Source organism: Limnobacter olei, assembly GCF_029087225.1.
GTDB classification, from domain to species: domain Bacteria; phylum Pseudomonadota; class Gammaproteobacteria; order Burkholderiales; family Burkholderiaceae_B; genus Limnobacter; species Limnobacter olei.
This window is the reverse complement of record NZ_JARFJD010000002.1, coordinates 64,587-84,485: the sequence shown is the minus strand read 5'-3', so window position 1 is coordinate 84,485 and position 19,899 is coordinate 64,587. Positions and strand designations below refer to the sequence as shown.

17 protein-coding genes are annotated in these 19,899 nt (G+C 52.8%); 12 read left to right on the top strand and 5 right to left on the bottom strand.

Going from position 1 to position 19,899, the window contains the following annotated elements; genetic code table 11:
- Positions 1–142 precede the first annotated feature (142 nt).
- Complete coding sequence (locus PY990_RS00495) at positions 143–1,711, top strand: class I adenylate-forming enzyme family protein (protein WP_275269931.1); 1,569 nt, start codon at positions 143–145, stop codon at positions 1,709–1,711.
- Positions 1,712–1,772: 61 nt separating this feature from the next.
- Positions 1,773–2,744, top strand: coding sequence for an AEC family transporter (locus PY990_RS00490; protein ID WP_275269930.1), 972 nt, complete (start codon positions 1,773–1,775; stop codon positions 2,742–2,744).
- Positions 2,745–2,804: 60 nt separating this feature from the next.
- Here PY990_RS00490 and pqqA read toward each other — a convergent pair whose 3' ends face one another.
- Positions 2,805–2,879: a pyrroloquinoline quinone precursor peptide PqqA gene (pqqA, locus tag PY990_RS00485; RefSeq protein ID WP_275270284.1), complete on the bottom strand. Its 75-nt coding sequence runs from the start codon at positions 2,877–2,879 to the stop codon at positions 2,805–2,807.
- A 224-nt stretch (positions 2,880–3,103) separates the two neighbouring features.
- Between pqqA and PY990_RS00480 the strand changes: the two genes are divergently transcribed.
- Positions 3,104–5,260, top strand: a complete 2,157-nt coding sequence (locus tag PY990_RS00480; RefSeq protein ID WP_275269929.1) for a TonB-dependent receptor — start codon at positions 3,104–3,106, stop codon at positions 5,258–5,260.
- A 107-nt stretch (positions 5,261–5,367) separates the two neighbouring features.
- Positions 5,368–6,477, top strand: coding sequence for a putative solute-binding protein (locus tag PY990_RS00475; protein ID WP_275269928.1), 1,110 nt, complete (start codon positions 5,368–5,370; stop codon positions 6,475–6,477).
- 31 nt (positions 6,478–6,508) lie between these two features.
- On the opposite strand, the gene PY990_RS00470 is transcribed toward PY990_RS00475, so the two are convergent.
- The 4 genes from PY990_RS00470 to PY990_RS00455 form a co-directional block, all read right to left on the bottom strand.
- Positions 6,509–8,959 (bottom strand): neutral/alkaline non-lysosomal ceramidase N-terminal domain-containing protein, encoded by a 2,451-nt coding sequence (locus tag PY990_RS00470; protein WP_275269927.1) that lies wholly within the window; start codon positions 8,957–8,959, stop codon positions 6,509–6,511.
- 138 nt (positions 8,960–9,097) lie between these two features.
- Positions 9,098–9,700 carry a nitroreductase family protein gene (locus tag PY990_RS00465; RefSeq protein ID WP_275269926.1) on the bottom strand — a complete coding sequence of 201 codons (603 nt, stop codon included), beginning with the start codon at positions 9,698–9,700 and terminating at the stop codon, positions 9,098–9,100.
- Between the two features lie 99 nt (positions 9,701–9,799).
- Positions 9,800–10,792, bottom strand: coding sequence for a catalase family peroxidase (locus PY990_RS00460; protein WP_275269925.1), 993 nt, complete (start codon positions 10,790–10,792; stop codon positions 9,800–9,802).
- Positions 10,793–10,937: 145 nt separating this feature from the next.
- The gene (locus PY990_RS00455) at positions 10,938–12,155 is read right to left on the bottom strand and encodes an iron-containing alcohol dehydrogenase (RefSeq protein ID WP_275269924.1); all 1,218 of its coding nucleotides are present in this window, start codon (positions 12,153–12,155) and stop codon (positions 10,938–10,940) included.
- Positions 12,156–12,332: 177 nt separating this feature from the next.
- Here PY990_RS00455 and PY990_RS00450 point away from each other — a divergent pair, with 177 nt between their 5' ends.
- The 8 genes from PY990_RS00450 (at position 12,333) to PY990_RS00415 (ending at position 19,822) form a co-directional block, all read left to right on the top strand.
- The gene (locus PY990_RS00450) at positions 12,333–14,366 is read left to right on the top strand and encodes a TonB-dependent receptor family protein (RefSeq protein WP_275269923.1); all 2,034 of its coding nucleotides are present in this window, start codon (positions 12,333–12,335) and stop codon (positions 14,364–14,366) included.
- Positions 14,367–14,472: 106 nt separating this feature from the next.
- The gene (locus PY990_RS00445) at positions 14,473–15,576 is read left to right on the top strand and encodes an alpha/beta fold hydrolase (protein WP_275269922.1); all 1,104 of its coding nucleotides are present in this window, start codon (positions 14,473–14,475) and stop codon (positions 15,574–15,576) included.
- 68 nt (positions 15,577–15,644) lie between these two features.
- Complete coding sequence (locus PY990_RS00440; protein WP_275269921.1) at positions 15,645–16,238, top strand: dioxygenase family protein; 594 nt, start codon at positions 15,645–15,647, stop codon at positions 16,236–16,238.
- 5 nt (positions 16,239–16,243) lie between these two features.
- On the top strand, positions 16,244–17,068 hold the full coding sequence (locus PY990_RS00435; protein ID WP_275269920.1) for a ChaN family lipoprotein: 825 nt from the start codon (positions 16,244–16,246) through the stop codon (positions 17,066–17,068).
- 26 nt (positions 17,069–17,094) lie between these two features.
- Positions 17,095–17,763, top strand: coding sequence for a hypothetical protein (locus PY990_RS00430; RefSeq protein WP_275269919.1), 669 nt, complete (start codon positions 17,095–17,097; stop codon positions 17,761–17,763).
- Positions 17,764–17,823: 60 nt separating this feature from the next.
- Entirely contained in the window at positions 17,824–18,690 is an 867-nt protein-coding gene (locus PY990_RS00425; RefSeq protein WP_275269918.1) for a dienelactone hydrolase family protein, read from the top strand.
- A gap of 144 nt (positions 18,691–18,834) precedes the next feature.
- Complete coding sequence (locus tag PY990_RS00420; protein WP_275269917.1) at positions 18,835–19,272, top strand: MarR family winged helix-turn-helix transcriptional regulator; 438 nt, start codon at positions 18,835–18,837, stop codon at positions 19,270–19,272.
- A gap of 127 nt (positions 19,273–19,399) precedes the next feature.
- Positions 19,400–19,822, top strand: coding sequence for an organic hydroperoxide resistance protein (locus tag PY990_RS00415; RefSeq protein ID WP_275269916.1), 423 nt, complete (start codon positions 19,400–19,402; stop codon positions 19,820–19,822).
- The last annotated feature ends 77 nt before the right edge of the window (positions 19,823–19,899 follow it).

Sequence of the window (19,899 nt, the reverse complement as noted above, 5' to 3'; positions counted from 1 at the left end):
GTCTCCTCGTTCTGGTGTCGGCGGTTTGATCTGTGCTTGCAAACCCTTGAATTTCGATTAAAATAATATCGCATTCTGAATTCGGAATATAGAATTTCGTGAATTATTTTTAAATTAGAACTCAATTGAGGAGACTTGGGACATGAGTCAACTGATGACAATCTCGGACGCAGTGCAAACCCATGCACGGCTTCATCCCCAAAGGATGGCAGCCCGCGACTCGCGTCGTTCGCTGTCCTACAAGGATCTGAATGAACGTGCAGGCAAACTGGCCTCGGCCCTGCGCGATTTGGGTCTGCAGCGAGGTGACCGTGTCGCCTTGTTGGCATACAACTGTGTGGAGTGGATGGAACTGTATGTGGGCCTTGCGCGTGCCGGCCTGGTGGCGGTGCCGCTGAATTTCAGGTTAAGTGGTCCGGAAATTGAATACATCTTGGCCGACTGCAGAACAAGTTGCATGATTGCTGGCGCTGATTTCACCTCCGTGGTGGATTCGGTGCGTGGTCAGCTGGCATTGCCAGAGGGTCGCTTCATTGCCTTGGGAGACTCGGTTCCAGCAGGTTGGGTCTCATATGAATCGGTTGTTGCCCGCGGGACCTGGCCCTGTGAGTTCGACGCAGTGGCAGCTGAGGACATGTGTGCCTTGATGTACACGTCGGGCACAACCGGACGGCCGAAAGGGGCAATACGCCAGCATGAGGGCAGCACCCTCATTGCGATGGCCACTGCCCTGGAAATGGGTTTTACGCGTGATGACATCGCTTTGCTGGTCATGCCGCTGTGCCATGCCAATTCCTTGTACTTTGCCACTACTTTTTTACATGTGGGTGGCGCCTGTATTATCGATGACAGCAAAAGTTTCAACCCCGAGAACCTTTTGCATATTCTTTCCAAGGACAAGGTGACATTCACTTCGCTCGTGCCCACGCACTACATCATGATTTTGTCTTTGCCAGAAGAGGTAAAAGCGAAATACGACATGAGCAGCGTGGGCAAGTTATTGATTTCTTCAGCCCCGGCCAGGAAAGACACGAAGCTGGCCATTCTGGATTATTTCAAGAACGGCAAACTGTACGAGCTCTACGGTTCAACAGAAGCGGGTTGGGTTACCTTGCTGCGTCCGGAAGAGCAAATTTCCAAGCTTGGCTCGGTAGGACGCGAATGGGCAGGCAGTGGCGCAATCCGTATTCTGGATGAACAGGGTGTCGAGGTGGTAGATGGCGAAGTCGGCGAACTGTTTTCCAGAACATCTTATGTGTTCAGTGGCTATTGGCAGAACGAGGCCAAAACCAAAGAGGCATTTCGAGGCGCATGGTGCTCGGTTGGTGACATGGCCCGTCGCGATTCTGATGGATACATCTGGTTGGTGGATCGCAAAAGCAACATGATTATCAGTGGTGGAGAAAACATTTATCCGTCAGAGGTAGAGGCTGCCGTGGGAGCACATCCGAGCGTGAAGGACGTTGCCGTGATTGGCGTGCCACATGACAAATGGGGCGAGACGGTTCAAGCTGTGGTGGTGCTGCACCAAGGCCAGCAATTGACGGATGTTGAATTGAAAACCTGGTGCAGGGAAAGGCTTGCGGGATTTAAATGCCCGACTTCAATCGTATTCATTCAAGACGATGAAATGCCCCGCACTGCAACTGGCAAGATTCTTCATCGTATACTGAGGCAAAAGTTGGTTAGTGCCACTGCTGCTGTGGCCTGATTCATACTCGGCAAGGCGACTCTGAGTCGCCTTTTTTCAATCTGAATTCTATTCACTCCAGATGCAACAAATCTTTCTGGTTACCCTGCCTTTTTTCGCGCTGATTCTGTGCGGTTATCTTGCGACTCGCGGCGGGTTGCTGCCCTTGGGTGCCATTCCGGGTTTGAATGCTTTTGTGTTGTATTTTGCATTGCCCAGTATGTTGTTTCAGTTCGCGTCCAATATGGATGTAGGCGAGTTGTTCGACCCGCACACCATCGTTGTGTACTTGGTGTGCGCCTTGCTCATGGTGTTCCTGACGGTTGCAACAACGCGGCGTGGCACTACCAACTGGAACAACGCCGCATTTGGTGCTTTGGTGGCGGCTTTCCCGAATTCTGGTTTCATGGGCATGCCAATTCTGGTGTCGCTGGTCGGAGCCGATGGGGTCGGGCCTGCTGTTGTGTCGATTTCAATCGACATGATTATTACTTCTTCACTGTGTATCGCATTGTCCCGTTTGGGGCAGCATGGCGATGGCGGTGCGATGGATGCTGCGAAGAAAGCAATGAGAGGTGTGCTGTTTAATCCCTTGCCTTGGGCGGTGGTGCTGGGCGCCATTTGCTCAGCCACAGCATTCCGGTTTTACGAGCCTGTGGACCAGATCATCAAGATGTTTGCCAATTCCTGTTCGCCGATTGCGCTGTTTACAATTGGTGCAATGTTGGCCCGGCCGCCAGCGATTGCGACGGCCAATGCTGCACCCCCAGGGCGTTTTAATCTGGGTGATATTCACCTGGTGGTTTTTTACAAATTGATTGTTCACCCCTTGCTGGTGCTGGGCGTTGGCTATGGCTACATGCAAATGGGTTTTGACTTGTCGGCTCAGGCGTTGACTGTGCTGGTACTTGTTGCGGCCTTGCCTAGCGCTAGCAGTATTACGGTGCTTGCTGAAAAGTTTGAAGCAGATTCCAGGCGAATTGCCCAGATTGTGCTGTTTTCGACGGTAATTGCATTTATTACTTTTTCAGCCGCGGTGAAGTGGATGCTCTGATCTACAAAAAACAAGGGGTGAGGGGACACCCCTTGTAAAACCAGAGTAACGGATTGCTGATTATCGATTCGCAATGTACATGGTGATTTCAAAGCCAAATCGCATGTCTACGAATGCCGGTGTTGTCCAAGTCATGAATGTCTCCTCGCAAATTGAATAGAAAGCCCTAAGGGCTTGCAACGTGAATTAATCACGATTCAATATTACATTCTGAATTCAGAACTCGCAATATTTTTATATTGCCCGACCCCTTCTTCCCGTGTTTCAGGCAATAAAGTCAGTGAAATTTAACTTTTGTTAATACAAATAATAATAATTATCATTATAATTGGCTGGTCGTCCATTCTTCGAAGTTTCTCATGACCTCCCCGAATCCCAAAGCCAGCTTGTTGGCTCTCGCAGTATTTTCAGCCCTGTCGTCCAATGCATTCGCCCAAACAACGGAATTGCCTGCAGTACAGGTCAATGCCAGTGCCGATGCATCCGCCGAGGGTTTGGCACCTGAATACGCGGGCGGACAGGTTGCGGCAGGCGGACGTGTCGGTTTGTTGGGCACGCAATCGAACATGGATACACCGTTCAACCTGACAAGCTATACCTCGAAGTTGATTCAAGACCAGCAAGCCGCCAGTGTCGGCGAGGTGTTGCTGAATGACCCGGCAGTGCGCGTCGCGCGTGGTTTCGGTAATTTTCAGCAAGTGTATTTGGTGCGCGGTTTGCCCATTTTTTCAGACGACATGTCGTACAACGGTTTGTATGGTTTGTTGCCACGCCAGTACATTGCTTCGGAATTGGTGGAGCGAGTCGAAGTATTGCGTGGTGCAAATGCATTTTTGAATGGTGCTGCGCCCGGTGGCAGCGGTTTGGGTGGCGCCATCAATGTGGTGCCCAAGCGTGCGCCGAATTACGACATCAATCAGGCTACAGTGGGTGTGCAGGATGGCGGAGAGGCTTACCTTGCAGGCGATTTCGCGCGCCGTTTCAATGAGGGCTCCACAGGTTTGCGCGCATCAGTTGCCAAGCGCGATGGGGATACCAATGTGGATGGCGAATCGCGTGAACTAACCCTGTTGGCTTTGGGTGCGGATTTTCGTCGAGATAAACTGAGAGTTTCAGCAGACTTGGGCTACCAAGAGCACAAGTTACAGGCCTCGCAGCCCAACATTACGATTGCGGCAGGGTTGGCTATTCCAGCCACGCCGCGCGCAGATCGCAGCATTGCGCAGCCTTGGACCTTTTCCAATGCGGAGGACGCATTTGGCACAGTGCGTGCTGAATATGATTTCAATGAAACTGTGACTGGCTGGTTGGCTGGTGGTTTGCGCGAAAGTAATGAGGCCGGGAATTTTTCCAACCCCACCGTGGTGGATGAACGGGGGAATACCAACGCCTTGCGTTTTGCCAATGTGCGTGAAGACTCCGTGCAAACTGCCGAGGCAGGTTTGCGCTTTAAGTTCAACGCTGCTGGGGTGAAGCATACGGTGAGTACCTCCGCCTCGGTGTTTGAACTCGAATCAAAAAATGCGTTTGATTTTTCCAGCTTTACCGGTTTTTCGAACAACATCTACAATCCAACACCAGTTCCCGAACCCGCACTAGGCGCATTCCCCAGTGGCAATTTCAATAATCCCTTGCTGACCGAGAAAACAGAAACTTCAAGCCTCGCTGTAGCAGACACCATGGCATTTTTGAATGAGCGATTGTTGCTGACCGTAGGTGCGCGTCACCAGCAAATTGAAGCCACTAGTTTTGATGGCAACACAGGGGCTCAGACTGCAAATTATGCAGAGAATGCCACTACCCCTGTGGCCGGTGTGGTGTTCAAGCTGAGCCCCCAGTACTCGGTCTACGCCAACTACATTGAAGGATTGGTGAGGGGTGACACTGCGCCTGCCACTACTGGCGCAGGTGCGCCTGTGGCCAATGCAGGAACTGTGTTCAAACCTTACATTACGGAGCAAGTTGAGCTGGGTGTGAAATATGACGGCGGTAGCATGGGCGGCTCTGTGTCGGTGTTTCAAAGTGAAAAACCCAACTACGGCATTGACAGTTCCAACACATTTTCACAAGTGGGCGACCAAACCAATGAAGGTCTGGAAATTATGGCGTTCGGCAAAGCCAGCAAAACAGTCACAGTACTGGGTGGTTTGAGTATTCTGAACACGGATGCCGACGGCCGCGATGCGATTGGTGCACCCTCTACACAGGCCAATTTAGGCCTTGAATGGAGCCCTGAACAAATGCAGGGGCTAGCGTTCGAGACCCGCGCAATTTACACCAGTAGTCAGTACGCCAATGCAAGCAATACGCAGGAACTACCTTCATGGACCCGTCTGGATTTTGGGGTGCGGTACGTGATGCCAGTGGGTAACCAGCAAGCATTGACCCTGCGTGCACGTTTGGACAACGTAACTGATCGAAATTACTGGGCTTCAGCGGGTGGCTTCCCAGGTTCGGGTTACTTGACGATTGGTAACCCGCGCACCTTGACCGTGTCGGCTTCGCTTGATTTTTAGAAGGCATGTTGCGGCGCATGATTGACCATGCGCCGCGAATGGTCGATGATGTGACCGCTCAGTTACATCTGTGTTGCAGTACTTTTTTCCCTCACTGGAACACCGCCATGCTCACCCGCTTTCTGCTTGCGTCACTGGCTTTTGTTGGAATTGTGATTTCCACGCCTGCATTTTCACAGGTCAAGGGACCGGAAATTCCGCCTAACCTCATCGGCAATGTGTCTCGTCAGCTCATGAAAGAAATGAAGCCACTGGACAAACCCCTGCACATCAAGATTTGCATTTTCGATATTTTGGGCAAGGCTGGTCCCGTGTTCAGCGTGGCACAAGACATTGCTTTGGAAGCACGCAAGTGGAATGTGTTTGCTGAGTTGATTCCTCACACCAACGAGACGGTGGCGGCAGAGTCTTTCCGAACAGGGCAGTGCGAAGCGGTGGGCATGACCACCTTGCGTGCGCGTTTGTTCAATCCCTTCATGGGCAGCTTTGATGCTGTGGGTGCGTTGCCATCGTACGATCATGTCAAAACAGCGTTGCAGGTGCTGATGGGCAACGATGCGCTATATGACCTGTCAATTCAAGGCAAATATCAGGTGGTGGGAATGGCTCCGCTGGGCGCAGCCTATGTGATGGTGAATGACAGGTCCATTGACTCGATTGAAAAAGCTGCGGGAAAAAAAGTTGCAGTGATGGACTGGGACAAAAGCCAGGCCAAGATGATTCAGCAGTTGGGCGCGCAGGCTGTGCCAAGTGACATTACAAACTTTGCACAAAAATTCAACAATGGTGTGGTTGATATTGTTGCGGCACCAGCCGTTGCCTTTGCACCGCTTGAGTTGTACCGAGGATTGGGCACCAAGGGTGGTGTTTACAAAATGCCGCTGTTGAACGTAACAGGTTCGGCCATTATCAACCGCACGCGCTTGGAGAAAGAAATTCCAGACCTCGATGAGCGTTTGAAAAAAATGCGCAAGTTTGGCTTGGGCTTTATTGATCAAGCGCTGGATGCTGTCAGGCTGATTGAGAAGCAGGTGCCTGCCAAATACTGGATGAACGTGACACCAGTGGATCAGGAAAAATACAATGTGATGATGCAGCAGGCGCGGGTTCAATTAACCCAAGAAGGCGTGTACGACAAACGCATGATGAGCCTGCTTAAAAAGGTGCGCTGCCACCACACACCCAGTGCTGCAGAGTGCAGCACGAGTGTGGAATGAACAATCTGCTGTAATCTTTGAGGTACGTGAATCACAGCACCCTGCCGTCACTGCAAGTGGCTCCGGTGGCTGTTACATCAAAAGCTTCGCTAACCCCTTCAAAAGCTTCTGGCGTTCCCGCCGGTACCGCAACCCCTCGGTGCTTGATTCGATATTTACCGGCTGGCGTGTTGGCCGGAATTTTCCATTCCGCCAAAGCGGTGGACACAAAGCCGGGCAGTGGAATCGGGCTTAGGTATGGTGTGGACTCGAAAGGTTGCCAACGGAAAATCAGTTCGGGCGAACGGTCGTGTGTGAAACTTTCCCACTCACCTTTCGCATTCATTCGCTCCACTTCTACAATTGCCAGCCCACGGGTTTTCATGTTGCGCGGGTGGGCACTTTGAAACTGTGCGGTCACCGTGTTACCGGCCGCTACCGTGGGTGTAGGTTGAGCCAACACATCACCAAATGCTGCCCCGGGGGCCTGGTCAAATGGCACGTAGGGTGGGCGGGGAATCGGGTTGCTGGTCACCGTGCGGGGCGGGCCGGCGGGCGGTTGATTTTGCTGGGCCAATGACATGGCCAGCCTGCGGCTTTCCTGTTGTACCGCGGCCAGTGTCCAAGGCCCAAACTGTGTGGAAGCACCTTCGTATTGCTGAATAGAATACTCTTCGCGCGTGGTCAGGTAATTCACAAAATCATTGCTCAAGCCGCTGATGATCACTTGGTCAATGCCTTGTGGCTCAAGCACTTCCAGCACGGTTTGGCGAATGCGCCGTCCGGCCATGGTGGTAATTTCCCAAGGCAAGCCCAGCACTGCCACATTGCCAATCGTGAACAACTGGAATGGCAGCACATTGTTGCTGAAGTTCAGGGGCGGGCCGAGTACAAACAGCACGGGTTTCTCAGCCTGGCAACTTAAGCTGGTGCCAGCGGGCACCGCATCAAATGGCAGGTCATTCAGGTTGCACAGCACGGCGGTGGCCAATACTTCCGGTGGTAGTTTGCCCGCGGCCAGAGCCGCCAGGTCGCGGGTGAGGCGGGCCGGGTCGGTGCGGCCATTGCAACTCGCACCTTCCACAGTGGGTCCGGGGCCGTCTTCAGCGCCAGCGCCAAATGACACGCCCATGGCAGCGGTGCAGGTTTTTTTCACGGCGCTGTTTAGTGATTCAGGATGGCGCAGTGAATTCAGCACCACGGGGTCTGTAATTTCCACTTCGTCCATCTTCACGTGAAATTGTGCAAAGTTCACTCCACCGCGCACCATCTGGTTAGCGTCACGGTACAAAGTGAGCGCGCGCGTCAGTTGCTTGCTGCCGTTGATTTCAACGGCTTTCAATTCGTCGGTGGAACCACCACGTTCCTCAAAAGGTTTGTCTTTGAAGAAAATATTGGGGCTGCTGTCACCTTCATCGGTTTGTGCAAATGCAGCCACAAAAGTGTCTTTCCCGGCCGGTGCCTCGTATTGTGTACCCATCAATTTTTCAAAGGCCAATGCAGCCCAACCTTTGTTGTCTGAGGAAATCAATGGATTGGTGTTCCCTGTGGTTGTAGGGTGCACACCAAACCAGTTGATTTGCCCAATGGGTGTGCCATTGGCACGGCGCAATTTCAGCAGTGCCATTTCCTTGTTCACATTCTGGCTTTCACCGCGCTGGTTCAAATACTGGTTGCGTTCCTCTTGAGGGTTTTGATCGTAGGCAATCGCAGAGCGATTCACATTGGCATTCAACAATTCACCATTGTTGACCAACAGGCGACCTGGCTCTGGGTTGGCTTGCAGGTTGGCATGTGCACGTCGAATGGCTTCCACAATGCCGTCAACGATGAAGTTGTAAACCTCCTCGTCATGCCCCAAACGGAACGCATTGAACGCGGTGAAGTGCGCATAGCCACCGGGCCCGGCGTGGGTGTGGGTGGCGTTCAGCATGATGTTCTGTTCGTTGTAGAACGGTGCCAGTTGGGCATCGGCTGCCACCTTGTTCAAAACCCCTTGGCGCACCGCATGGAAGATCATGCCGAGGTCGTTGACCACATACACCACGCGATTGCCGTTGCATGGTGAACCAATCACATATGCGCGTGAAAACTGGCGGGTGTGCAGTCCAAGGCTCGCTTGGGTGGGGCTTTCATAACCCATCATCACAGATCCCGCGGCGGGGCCTGTAATGTCGACAATACCCGTGCCCATGGTAAACGCGGTGTTGTTTTTGCAAGCGCCACTGTTCAAACCTGTGCTGGGTTGAACATTGCGGTTCGGCGTACTGGCTGGAGAAATTGAAGGGCTGTCTTGCCCCTCACCGATCAACAGGTTTGGATCGGTAAGCGCACATTGCAAACCCGCGGTATCAACAAACTGATTGTTGCCGGGGTTTTCACTGGGGTTGGTGCGATTGTCGGTTTGGACCAGATCGCTGCTTTCGCCAAGGCAGCCTGCCAAAGTGGCTGCGGCCAGCAAAACGGCAACAGCGCGAGTAGTGCGATGCAAATGAATGTTCATTGTGAATACTTGTTGTGTGTGTGTCTCCTTTGATTCTTACTGCTTCGTTGTTGGCACAGATTCAGGCCAGGGCTTCATGTGACGTACTGTGTCGTGTAACCGACACTAGTCACTTTTGAAGCCCTGAAGCGGGGGCGCTTAAAAAGTGTTGTTCACCAGTACTTCCTCCAGGCTGAGCTGGCCGGGCTTTGGCCAAGGTGCTTTGGTACCTTTTCCAATGGCCACCATGGGGCCCATCACATGATCAGCAGGCAAGTTGATCAACTTGGCCACCGCTTCAATGTCAAATCCGATCATCGGGCAGGAATCCAGGCCAATGCCTTTGGCAGCCAGCATCAGCGTTTGCATCGCCATGCCTATGGATCGTTGGGCTTCATCGCGTTGCAACCAATCGCGGCCATCGTGGAAAGGTCCCATCCAACCTACCAGTAGGTCGGCTACTTCTTTGGGTGCTTGTGTCCAGTAACGGGCGGGTTCTTTTTGCCAAGCCTTGGTGTCTGCAGTCATGATGACCAGCAAAGACGCATCCGTGATTTGAGCCTGATCATTGCCCAGTTTGCGCATTTCAGCGCGCAAGGCTTTATCGCGCACTACCACAAAACGCCAATGCTGAATGTTGAAACTGGTCGGTGCCTGAATGGCGGCCTCGAACAGTTTCTTTTCGTCGTTTTCAGAGACGATGTGCTCGGGATCGAATGCCTTGATGGCTCGGCGTTGATAAATTGCGTCAAATAATTCCATGTACTGCTCCTTGTGTACTGCTGGCGAACTGCATAAAAAAAGCCGGAACCCTGGAGGGGGAACCGGCCAATAGTGTACAGGCTAAAAGGGGAACGTCGTTTATTTGGCCAAACGACGCGCCTGTGACACTGCGTAGCTTCCTGCCCGTGCTGCAAGCAAAGGATCGTCCGATCCTTCAATGCCGGTAGGCAATACCAGCGGGTTGAAATTGATGCCATCGCAAGTTGATTTGTCAGTCACTGCCGTCACTTTCAAACGACCCGCCACCACCTTCTTGCGGTCATCGGGCCATGCCACTGTGGCATTGTCAGTGGGGTCACCAGGCTGCGCCAATTGCAACACCATGTCGAATTCCACTGGAATTTGTGCAACGCGACCTTTCAACTCGTCTTCCAGAAACACCTTCGCATAAGTAGCCAATTTGTCATCAGGAATGAACTCTTGGCCGGTTACGGGCACAAACATCCACTTTGCAAACTGGGTTTTTCCAGCGGCGTTGGTGAATTTGAATGCGTTGGTACTCCAATAATTCACAGCAGCATAGCTTGCGGGTACGCCGGTTTTGGCAACCCATTCCATTTGGGGTTTGAAGTCAGGGTACTTGGCTGCGGCGGCCGCGATTTTTGCGGGGTCCGGTTTTTTGGTGGCTGGGTCAGGTTTTCGTGCTTCCAGGAATGCATCGGGTGTCGCGGCGGTGAAGAAGGGGGCTGAAATGTTGGCCATTAGCCATTGTTCACCATTGGGCAGATCGAATTGGGCAGCCAAGCCACGCACGCCCTTGCCGTTTTCGGGTGCATTTGGATTGCCACCGCCCACCGAGAAGCGCAGGGTGACAGGTACTGGTTTACCAGAGAAAGCGGAGGCCTTGGAAATGGCGGAAGCAGCCTTGTTGCCAACGAATTCACCTGCTGCGCATACGCCTCGGGCACCCGATCGGCGGAAACCTGCGTGGGTGCCAAATACACCCTCAAGACCGTCTACCAGGTTCACCGCATTGGCCGGCTCGCTGGGGATTGGAGTTTGCGCTACCGCTGCCTGTGTACCAATTGCGGCCAGTGCCGCAACAACTGCCATACCGCTTGCTGTTCTCATTTCCTGCATCCTTCTTTTGATGGCCATCAATCTCGCAACCCACCCGGTTGGTCGGGTGGTCTAGGCTATAGATCGTCGATGCAGGTAAAAAGTTACAGCGTCACGAAAAAATAATGTAACGCTGACTTGCGGCAGGTGCGCAGTTCTAGGTGTTGGTAGGAAGCAGATTCTTGATTACCGACTCAGCCACACGCTGGTTCATGTAGCGGGGCACTGCGTAGGTGAACCGCGCCTCCGCAATCGCAGACTTGGCCACTGCTGGAATATCGGCCGCTTTCAGCGCTGACAATTGGGTCGGGATTCCGAATTTTGCATTCATCTCGCGAATACGGGCGATGAAGGCGCGGGCTAGGTGCACATCGTCTGCCCCTTTGTCGCCGATGCCACATGCGCGAGCCAGGATAGCCAGGCGGTCGGCGCAGTTGGGCAGGGAATAGTCCAGCACATGGGGCATTACAATCGCGTTGGCCAAGCCATGGGGCGTGTGGTACAAGGCACCAAATTTGTGAGCAATGCCATGCACGTAACCCACGCCAGCCTGTGTGAAAGCAATGCCAACCAGGTGCGAAGCCCTTGCCATTTTCTGGCGGGCTTCCAGGTTGCTGCCGTCTGCAACGGCAGTTTCCAGGTGCTTCATGATCAGCTGGGTTGCTTCCAGGGCCTTTTCATCGGTTTTTCGGGTGGCATTCCGTGATACAAAGGCTTCCACAGCGTGGGTCAAGGCGTCCATGCCCGTGGCCGAGGTGATGTGCGCAGGCAAGCCGGTCATCAGCGATCCATCCAACGCGGCGGCCGTGGGCAACAAGCGAATGTCCATGGCGGCTACTTTGCGTTTGTTTTCTGTGTCGCTGACCACGGCCGCAATGGTGACTTCTGCACCCGTACCAGCGGTAGTGGGTACGGCAAACAAGGGGATCATGCCCTTATGCACCCGCAGCAAGCCGGTCAGTTTCAACACGGGCTTGTTGTTCTTGGCGCGGGCACCAATCATTTTGGCGGCATCAATGGGGCTTCCTCCGCCCACTGCCAAAATGGCCTGGCAGCCGTTTTCCATCAGCATGCGATAACCGGCTTCAATTTGCTCCACAGTGGGGTTGGGTTCCACGCCGTCATACACCACGTACTTCACGCCCTGGGTTTCAAGCTCAGCCTTCATTTTTTCAAGTACGCCAAGCTTGACCAACACAGCATCGGTCACGATCAATACATTGCGGTGGCCCGCGTCGGCCATGTGCCGAACCAAGTCCAGTGAGGAACCGGTGCCTTCGAACATGCGGGGCCACTTGAAGGGCATCAGTGCAGTGACCACTTTGAAAATGGCCATATAAATGCGTAACGCGAGCACTTCGAGTGCATGCAACATGCGGGTGTCTCCTAACTTTTATTGTGGGGTTAACAGTTGTTACTATGATTGTACAAAGAGTAGGCAGTGTAGAGGCAGAGGAAATATTCCACTTTTCTTGACGATCGGGAAAATTTCACGAGCCCTTTCGGTCAAGCTTGCCGCACTGTCAACAACAACATTCAAGAGACATTGTTCATGAAGCACCGCAGTACACCCTTGATTGCCGCCTTGGCCACCCTCAGTATTACGCAACCCGCACTGGCACAAACCGAAAACCTGGACACCTTCGTGGTCTCGGCCACCCGCGAAGCACGCGACCCGTTTGAGGTGCCAGCCTCGGTCGACAAGATCAACCAGAACACCCTGGAGAAAGCGGCCAGCTTTCAAGTGAATTTGTCGGAAACACTGACCCGTGTGCCGGGTTTGGTCATCAACAACCGCAATAATTTTGCGCAAGACCTGCAAATTTCAATTCGGGGCTTTGGGGCGCGGGCCACCTCGGGGGTGCGAGGCGTGCGTTTGTTTTCCGATGGCATACCCGCCACCATGCCGGATGGTTCCGGCCAAATTTCCCACTTCAGTTTGAGCTCAACCGAGTCAATAGAAGTGCTGCGCGGGCCGTTTTCATCCCTGTATGGCAATTCCTCGGGCGGCGTGATCTTGCTGACCACCGAGAACCCGCGCGTGGGCACTGAGCTGGAGGTGAACCAGATATTTGGAACCGACAGCACCCGCAGAAGCGGTATCAAGCTGAACAAGGGCAATGAGGAAGTGGGCATTGTGATTGATGCATCCACTTTCCGAACCGATGGATACCGCGACCACAGCAAAGCACGTCGAGACAATTTCAACAGCAAAATGGTGTGGAATTTAAGCAGCGACACCAGGCTGAGTTGGGTGGTGAATTATGTGGACATTCCACTGGCGCAAGACCCGGCTGGCTTGACTGCTGCGCAACTGGCCAGCAACCGCCGGCAGGCTGGCACCAACACGGTGGCCAACAACACCAATAAAACAGTGGAGCAAAGCCAAACAGGCATTGTGTTGGAGCACAAGTTCAGCCCCGGCACCAATATCACTTTCAGCCCTTATTACGGGGACAGGAAGATTCGCCAGGTGTTGGCCAGCACTGCGGTGATCGATTTGAAAAACGAATACAGCGGCGCCGACCTGCGATTTGGGCACCAAACCAGCCTGCTTGGGAAACCCTTGTTTTTGAATGCGGGCTTGACCGTCGGTGAACTGGAGCAAGCCAGATTGGGCTTTTTTGGTGCCAGCACCACACCCAACCGGGATGAGGCCAACACGGCCAGCCAGTTCGATCAGTACCTGCAGGCGGAGTATTTTTTCACCGACAAGTTCAGTGTGCTGGGCGGGGTTCGAAATTCGTCCATTGAGATTGAGTCCAATGATCAATTCTTGAGCAACGGCGATGGCAGTGGCAGTAAAAAGTACGAAGAGGCCACCAGCAATTTGGGTTTCACCTACCGTTTGCAACCCAACATCAACACCTATATTTCTTATGGTGAAGGGTTCGAGACCCCCACCTTGCTGGAAACTGCTTTTTTGTCAGTCGCACCCCCCAGCCCGAATTTCAATTCCCAACTGGAGGCCGCAAAAAGTGAGCAGCTTGAGGTGGGTTTGAAGGCGAAGTTTGGTGACACCAAGGTCAACGCGGCGATCTACTCGGTGGATACTGAGAATGAAATTGTGGTGCTGGCCGCAAGTGGTGGGTCTACTTCCTTTCAAAATGCCGGTTCGACCAGTCGCGAAGGTGCGGAACTGGCCCTGCAACATGCTTTCAACAGGCAATGGCAAGCCAATGCGGCGGTGAATTACATTCGTGCCACCTACGACACCTCGGTTAACAGCATTCAGGCCGGCAACAGCCTGCCCAGCATTCCGAAAAAAACCTTCTTTGGTGAACTGGTCTACAAGCCTTCAAACCTGTATGAGGCAGCCACGGAATTGCGCTATGTCGATAAATTGTTTGCCAACGATGCGAACGATGCCTTCGCCCCTTCCTACTCGGTGGTGAACCTGCGCGCCAGCAAGGACTGGCCGTTGAATAGTGGCTGGCATGTGCGCACTTATGCCCGTGTGGACAACGTGTTCGACAAGGAATACGTAGGGTCGGTGATTGTGAACCAGGGGGCAGGGCAGTTTTTCGAGCCTGCCAGCGAACGCCAGTTTTTATTGGGCGTTACCGTGGGTTTGAAGTGGAAGTAAGCACTCATGTGACTGTCAGGTAACTTTAGAGCGCCCACACCACTTCCCGTGGCTTGGGCGCTGTTAGAATCTGACACACATAATTTTCACAATCAGGTTTGCCGCCATGTCCACTGCACTCAGCCTTCGTCGAATCAGCCGCATGTCCAGCAATGGCTGGGATCGTTTGTTCAAATCAGAATCCATGGTTCGCGCGGGTTTGCAGCCGTTTGAAATTGTTCATCAAAGCGGTATTCACAGCGTTCGCCATTACCTGCCCTTGACTGAAGAAAGCATCACCGTGGGTGATGACACGCTGCCAGTGAGCAAAAAGCGCAACGCAATTCCACTCGTTCTGATCGCACCCCTGGCCGTGAACATGTATGTGTACGATTTGCTGCCGGAGCGCAGTTTTGTTCGCTACCTGATGGCGCAGGGATTTGATGTGTACCTGATCGATTGGGGCAAGCCCACGCGCAAACAGGCTGGTTTAACTCTTGAGAATTACATCAAGGAATTTCTGCCCGCGTGCCTGAATGCCGTGCGTGAACACAGCGGTTCCAAAAAGCTGAATCTGCAGGGTTGGAGCATGGGTGGTGGCATGGCCTTGGCTTACACCGCTTTATTCAAAGACGAAAACATCAACAAAGTGGTCACCTATGGAACGCCCATTGATGGCCACGCCAACGGTGCCATCGGTCAGCAATACAAGCGCTTGGCACACTTGTTGAAGTCTGCTCGAATCAATTTCAGAAAGGTACCCGCCAAATTGCTCTACACGCCGGGCTGGGCCAACGTGATCGGTTTTAAATTGCTCGATCCAGTGGGTAGCCTGAAAGGTTACTGGAACCTGATTTCACAGTTGCATGACCGTGAGTTCGTGGCCCAGCATGCCAACCAGGCGGCATTTATTGACAGCCTGGAGGCCTACCCTGGTGGTGCATTGCGCGACTGGTTTGCGAGCATTTGGCTTGAAAATGAAACAGCGCACGGCCACTTCAAAGTGGGCAAGGCCGTGGCCAATTTCAAAGACATCACCTGCCCGGTGTTGGGCATTGCTGGCAAATCGGACAACCTGGCCAATGTGGCTTGCTGCAAGCCGATCACCAAGGTTGTTGGCTCGGAGAAGTCTGAATTCTTCATCGGCCCGGGCGGCCACATTGGCATCATGAGTGGCAAGGAATCGCCCAATACCATTTGGGCGAAGACCGTGAGCTGGTTGAATAGCTAACACTGTGCAGCCACCTCCGCTTTTGGTTATAGTGAACCCACTCAGCACCAAAAGCAGTAGGAGGTGGCATGCTGAAACTCAGACGAAAAATTCTTCAAGCCAGCGCGGGCCTTGTGTTCGCAGGCCCTATGTTGGGTCAACGCCAAGTGCTGGCGCAAACCCCCGAATGCAATCCCAACCCCACACCCCGTCAAATTGAAGGCCCTTATTACACGCCTCAAACTCCCCGGCGCAGCAATTTAATCGACGGTTTGCCCGGAGAAATTCTGGTGCTCGAGGGTAGGGTATTGTCCACCGCCTGCCAACCTGTTGCCGGTGCAATTGTGGATTTGTGGGGTTGCGATGCCCAAGGTGTTTACGACAACACAGGTTTCAAACTGCGCGGGAACCAAATCACGGATGCTCAAGGACGGTTTCGGTTTGAAACCCTGATGCCCGGTTCATATGGCAATTCCAGTTTTCAGCGCACACCGCATTTGCATGTGAAAGTGCAAGGCCCCGGCACACCATTGTTGACCACTCAACTTTATTTCTCGGATCAACCTTTGAACCAGCACGATAGTTTTTTCAATCCAGCCTTGCTGGTGAAGATTGAACAAAAGGTGCAACAACCCAAGCTGGCCTTGTTTGATTTTGTGGTGCCTGTGCAGGCGAAGGGATAGTTTGAATGGCAGTACCTACCAAAAGTTTGCTCACCTTAAGTACCCTGCTGCTGGCCGCCGGCTGCGCAACGCAAGCTGACGTAAATACAGCGCCCACTGTGTGGCTGATGGGGGAGGTTCACGACAATCCACTGGCTCATGAAGCACGGTTCAAGCTGATCTCGGACAAAGTGAAAGCGGGCTGGCGCCCAGTCATTGCCATGGAACAGTTTGATCGCGAACACCAAGGCCTGTTGCGCACTGCGCAAGATGAATGCAAAACCGCAGCCTGCATCACTTCCAAACCGTGGGCGGAAAAGTGGCAGTGGGAACTCTATGAGCCAATCATTCAGCTGGCGCTTGATTACCAATTGCCTTTGTTGGCGGCCAATGTGTCGCGCGAGGACGCAAACCGGATTGTGAAGGGGGGCTATGCCGCTGCACTGGACCCAGACACCATCGCACACTATGAATTGAATCAACCGCTGCCCACAACAATGGCTGAGCAGCATCGCCGAAACATTGTTGAAGGCCACTGCAACATGCTGCCACCTCATGTGGCAGAGAAAATGATTCCTGCACAGGTGGCTCGCGATGTCTGGATGGCCAAGACAATCGCGCAGCAAGCCGAACAGCGCGATGTGGTTTTGATTGCGGGCAATGGCCATGTTCAAAAAGATGTCGGCGTGCTGCAGTGGTTGCCCGTTACACTACAACGAACAACAACTGTGTATGGTTTCGTTGAGAATTCGCAAGCGGGTGGCTCTGAGCAATTCGATGTACTGGCGCAGGTGCCGGCGCATCCCCGTGAAGACCCTTGCGAGGCATTCACGGCCATGATGAAAAAATAAGCCACACGCTGGCAGGGGGCAAACAAGTGGGTAGTTCATTGCATTGGCGGTGCGCTGGCGCGCTCCTGCTCGGCGCAGCGGCGTTTTATGCGCAACCATTGAAAGCCAATGGGTTCGAAGATTTCGATGACGCTGAATTGATTGATCACATCGCCGGCAGTGTTGCACGTGGCTACGGACGCATATATGGCTATGGCGTCGATTTCAAATTGATCGGAAAAGAAACGCCGCACCAATCGCCCTTGCTGGTCCAGTACAACGCCCCACTGAAACGATGTACTTTTTTCATCAGTACCCGCGATAAAACTTGGCACAGCTTTGAGCAATACCTGGAATTTTTTGAAGGTTTGCCCAAGCAAGTGGTGTACGAGGCTTTCTTCGCGCATGAATCAGGCCATTGCGTTCAAATGCGGGAGCAAATTGATTTTGGACCTGTTCGGCGTCGTCACCGTGAGGAATTGTATGCCGATGTGTTTGCCCTGTCGCATGTAGAACGTTATTACCCCAAGCACCGCAAAGCATTTCAAGAGGCGCAGTTGAAAATGCGCCGTGCTGCGTTGGGCATTCAAAACGAATATGACTTTTACAAAGAATTGCTGAAGTTGCATTACAGTCCCGGCCTTCAATCGGCATTGAAAGTGAAAAATCCGCACGAAAGAGCGTACTCAATTGCCAAAGCGGTGGATCTGTTGTGATAGTTTGTTATTGTGATAAGTAATTAGGCTTAATCCCAAGGAAGCACAGGAGCAGTAAACATGGATCAAATGAAATTTGGCTTGGCACAGAAAATCAAGGAAACAACCGTTAGTCGCCGGGGCTTTTTGCTCACTTCGCTGGCAGGCGGTTTTGCAGTGGCCTCTGAGCCTTTGTTTGCCCAAGCGATCAAAACAGACACACAGGGCATTACTGCCGGTGAAGTGAAAGTACCTGTCAAAGATGGGCAAATTCCAGCGTATCGTGCAATGCCTGCCAAAGGTGGGAACTTCCCGGTCATTCTTGTGATTCAGGAAATTTTCGGAGTTCACGAATACATTCAGGACATTTGCAGGCGCTTGGCCAAGCAAGGCTACTACGCGATTGCCCCCGCAATGTTCAGCCGTGAAGCTGATGTTTCCAACATGAGTCTCGATGCAATCCTGAAAGAAGTAGTGCCTGTGGTGCCCGATGCTCAAGTGATGACCGACATCGATTCCACCGTGGCTTTTGCCAAGGCCAGTGGCAAAGCCAACACTGCCCGCTTGGGGATCGTGGGCTACTGCTGGGGTGGCCGTACTGTGTGGTTGTATGCCAACCACAACCCTGCTGTAAAAGCGGGTGTGTCTTACTACGGTTTGCTGGCCGGTTTGAAAGGCCCCAACAAGCCCGCAGACCCGGTGGATGTGGCGGCAAACCTGAAAGTGCCTGTGCTGGGCCTGTATGCAGGTGAGGACAGTTTTGTGCCCGATGAAGTGGTCGACAAAATGCGAAACGAGTTGGGCAAAGGCAACAGTGCTTCTGAAATCGTGGTGTTCCCTGCGGTAAACCATGGTTTTCATGCGGATTACCGACCCACTTATGACAGACGAGCGGCCACGTATGCCTGGAAACTGACTTTGGACTGGTTTAAAGAGCGTGGCGTGTAAACAAGGGTTCGGATGAGGGGGATTTGAGTCAAATTTGCTGAATTTATCCCGGATTGTCTTGGATTGACTTAGACAAAGATGACTCAATTCGCTCAAGCGTTTACACTTGAAGCACCCCAATCGTTTGGTTAAAACTCTAAAAACATGAAAACTGAGAATCCTTTAGCGCTAGACAATCAGCTTTGTTTCTCTTTGTATGCCACCTCCCTGGCAATCACCCAGGTTTACAAGCCGCTGCTGCAACCCTTGGGCCTCACTTTTCCACAGTATTTGGTCATGATGATCCTGTGGAAAGAAGATGGTGTCAGCTTGATCAACGTGGCGCGCCAACTAGGTCAACAGCCAGGCGCACTGACTCCAGTGATCAAACGCATGGCTGAACAAGGCCTGTTGACCCGCAACCGAAGCGCTGACGACGAAAGACAACTGCAAATTTATCTGACCGACGAAGGCAAAAAGATTCGAGAAAAGGCATTGGATGTTTATGCGTGTGTAGTTGAGCAATGTGGTATGACACCCATGGACATTCATCGACTGAAGTGTGAGTTGGATGCCTTGCGCGAACGCCTATTGAAAGCTTGATGGCTTGCCCGCAATTAATTATTGCGATAACATTTCTACTCATAGGCGTTTTTTATTGAAACGTTTTGTTAAATAGTTACCGCGATAACTATTTGCTGCTTCATCCACCCAATCACAGGAGAAAACAATGCAAGTCGTGTATTCAACCAAAGCCACATCCACCGGCGGCCGTGAAGGTGGCTCAGCCACCGACGACGGGCGCTTGAAAGTGCAACTGAGCACGCCCAAGGAGTTGGGTGGTGCCGGCGGCCCCGGTACCAATCCTGAGCAATTGTTTGCTGCCGGTTACTCGGCCTGTTTCATCGGTGCAATCAAATTTGTGGCCGGGCAGGACAAAATCAGCTTGCCTTCCGAGCCTGAAATTACCGCCACAGTCGGTATTGGTGGCAACCCGAAAGGTGTTGGTTTTGCAATCACTGTGGACATGAGCATCAAGCTGGACGGCATGGACAAAGCTGCAGCCAATGCGCTGGTGGAGAAGGCGCACCAGGTATGCCCGTACTCCAATGCAACCCGTAACAATGTGGATGTAAAGTTGACTGTGGTGTAAGCGCTCACAGGCTGTGAACCGTTTGAAAAGCGGTGGGCTTGAAAAGGCCCGCCGCTTTTGTTTTTTGTAGGGAAAAT

Coding starts and splice junctions, on each gene's coding strand:
- PY990_RS00495 (WP_275269931.1), top strand. CDS start 143: ATGAGTCAACTGATGACAATCTCGGACGCAGTGCAAACCCATGCACGG.
- PY990_RS00490 (WP_275269930.1), top strand. CDS start 1,773: ATGCAACAAATCTTTCTGGTTACCCTGCCTTTTTTCGCGCTGATTCTG.
- PY990_RS00480 (WP_275269929.1), top strand. CDS start 3,104: ATGACCTCCCCGAATCCCAAAGCCAGCTTGTTGGCTCTCGCAGTATTT.
- PY990_RS00475 (WP_275269928.1), top strand. CDS start 5,368: ATGCTCACCCGCTTTCTGCTTGCGTCACTGGCTTTTGTTGGAATTGTG.
- PY990_RS00470 (WP_275269927.1), bottom strand. CDS start 8,959: ATGAACATTCATTTGCATCGCACTACTCGCGCTGTTGCCGTTTTGCTG.
- PY990_RS00465 (WP_275269926.1), bottom strand. CDS start 9,700: ATGGAATTATTTGACGCAATTTATCAACGCCGAGCCATCAAGGCATTC.
- PY990_RS00460 (WP_275269925.1), bottom strand. CDS start 10,792: ATGAGAACAGCAAGCGGTATGGCAGTTGTTGCGGCACTGGCCGCAATT.
- PY990_RS00455 (WP_275269924.1), bottom strand. CDS start 12,155: ATGTTGCATGCACTCGAAGTGCTCGCGTTACGCATTTATATGGCCATT.
- PY990_RS00450 (WP_275269923.1), top strand. CDS start 12,333: ATGAAGCACCGCAGTACACCCTTGATTGCCGCCTTGGCCACCCTCAGT.
- PY990_RS00445 (WP_275269922.1), top strand. CDS start 14,473: ATGTCCACTGCACTCAGCCTTCGTCGAATCAGCCGCATGTCCAGCAAT.
- PY990_RS00440 (WP_275269921.1), top strand. CDS start 15,645: ATGCTGAAACTCAGACGAAAAATTCTTCAAGCCAGCGCGGGCCTTGTG.
- PY990_RS00435 (WP_275269920.1), top strand. CDS start 16,244: ATGGCAGTACCTACCAAAAGTTTGCTCACCTTAAGTACCCTGCTGCTG.
- PY990_RS00425 (WP_275269918.1), top strand. CDS start 17,824: ATGGATCAAATGAAATTTGGCTTGGCACAGAAAATCAAGGAAACAACC.
- PY990_RS00420 (WP_275269917.1), top strand. CDS start 18,835: ATGAAAACTGAGAATCCTTTAGCGCTAGACAATCAGCTTTGTTTCTCT.
- PY990_RS00415 (WP_275269916.1), top strand. CDS start 19,400: ATGCAAGTCGTGTATTCAACCAAAGCCACATCCACCGGCGGCCGTGAA.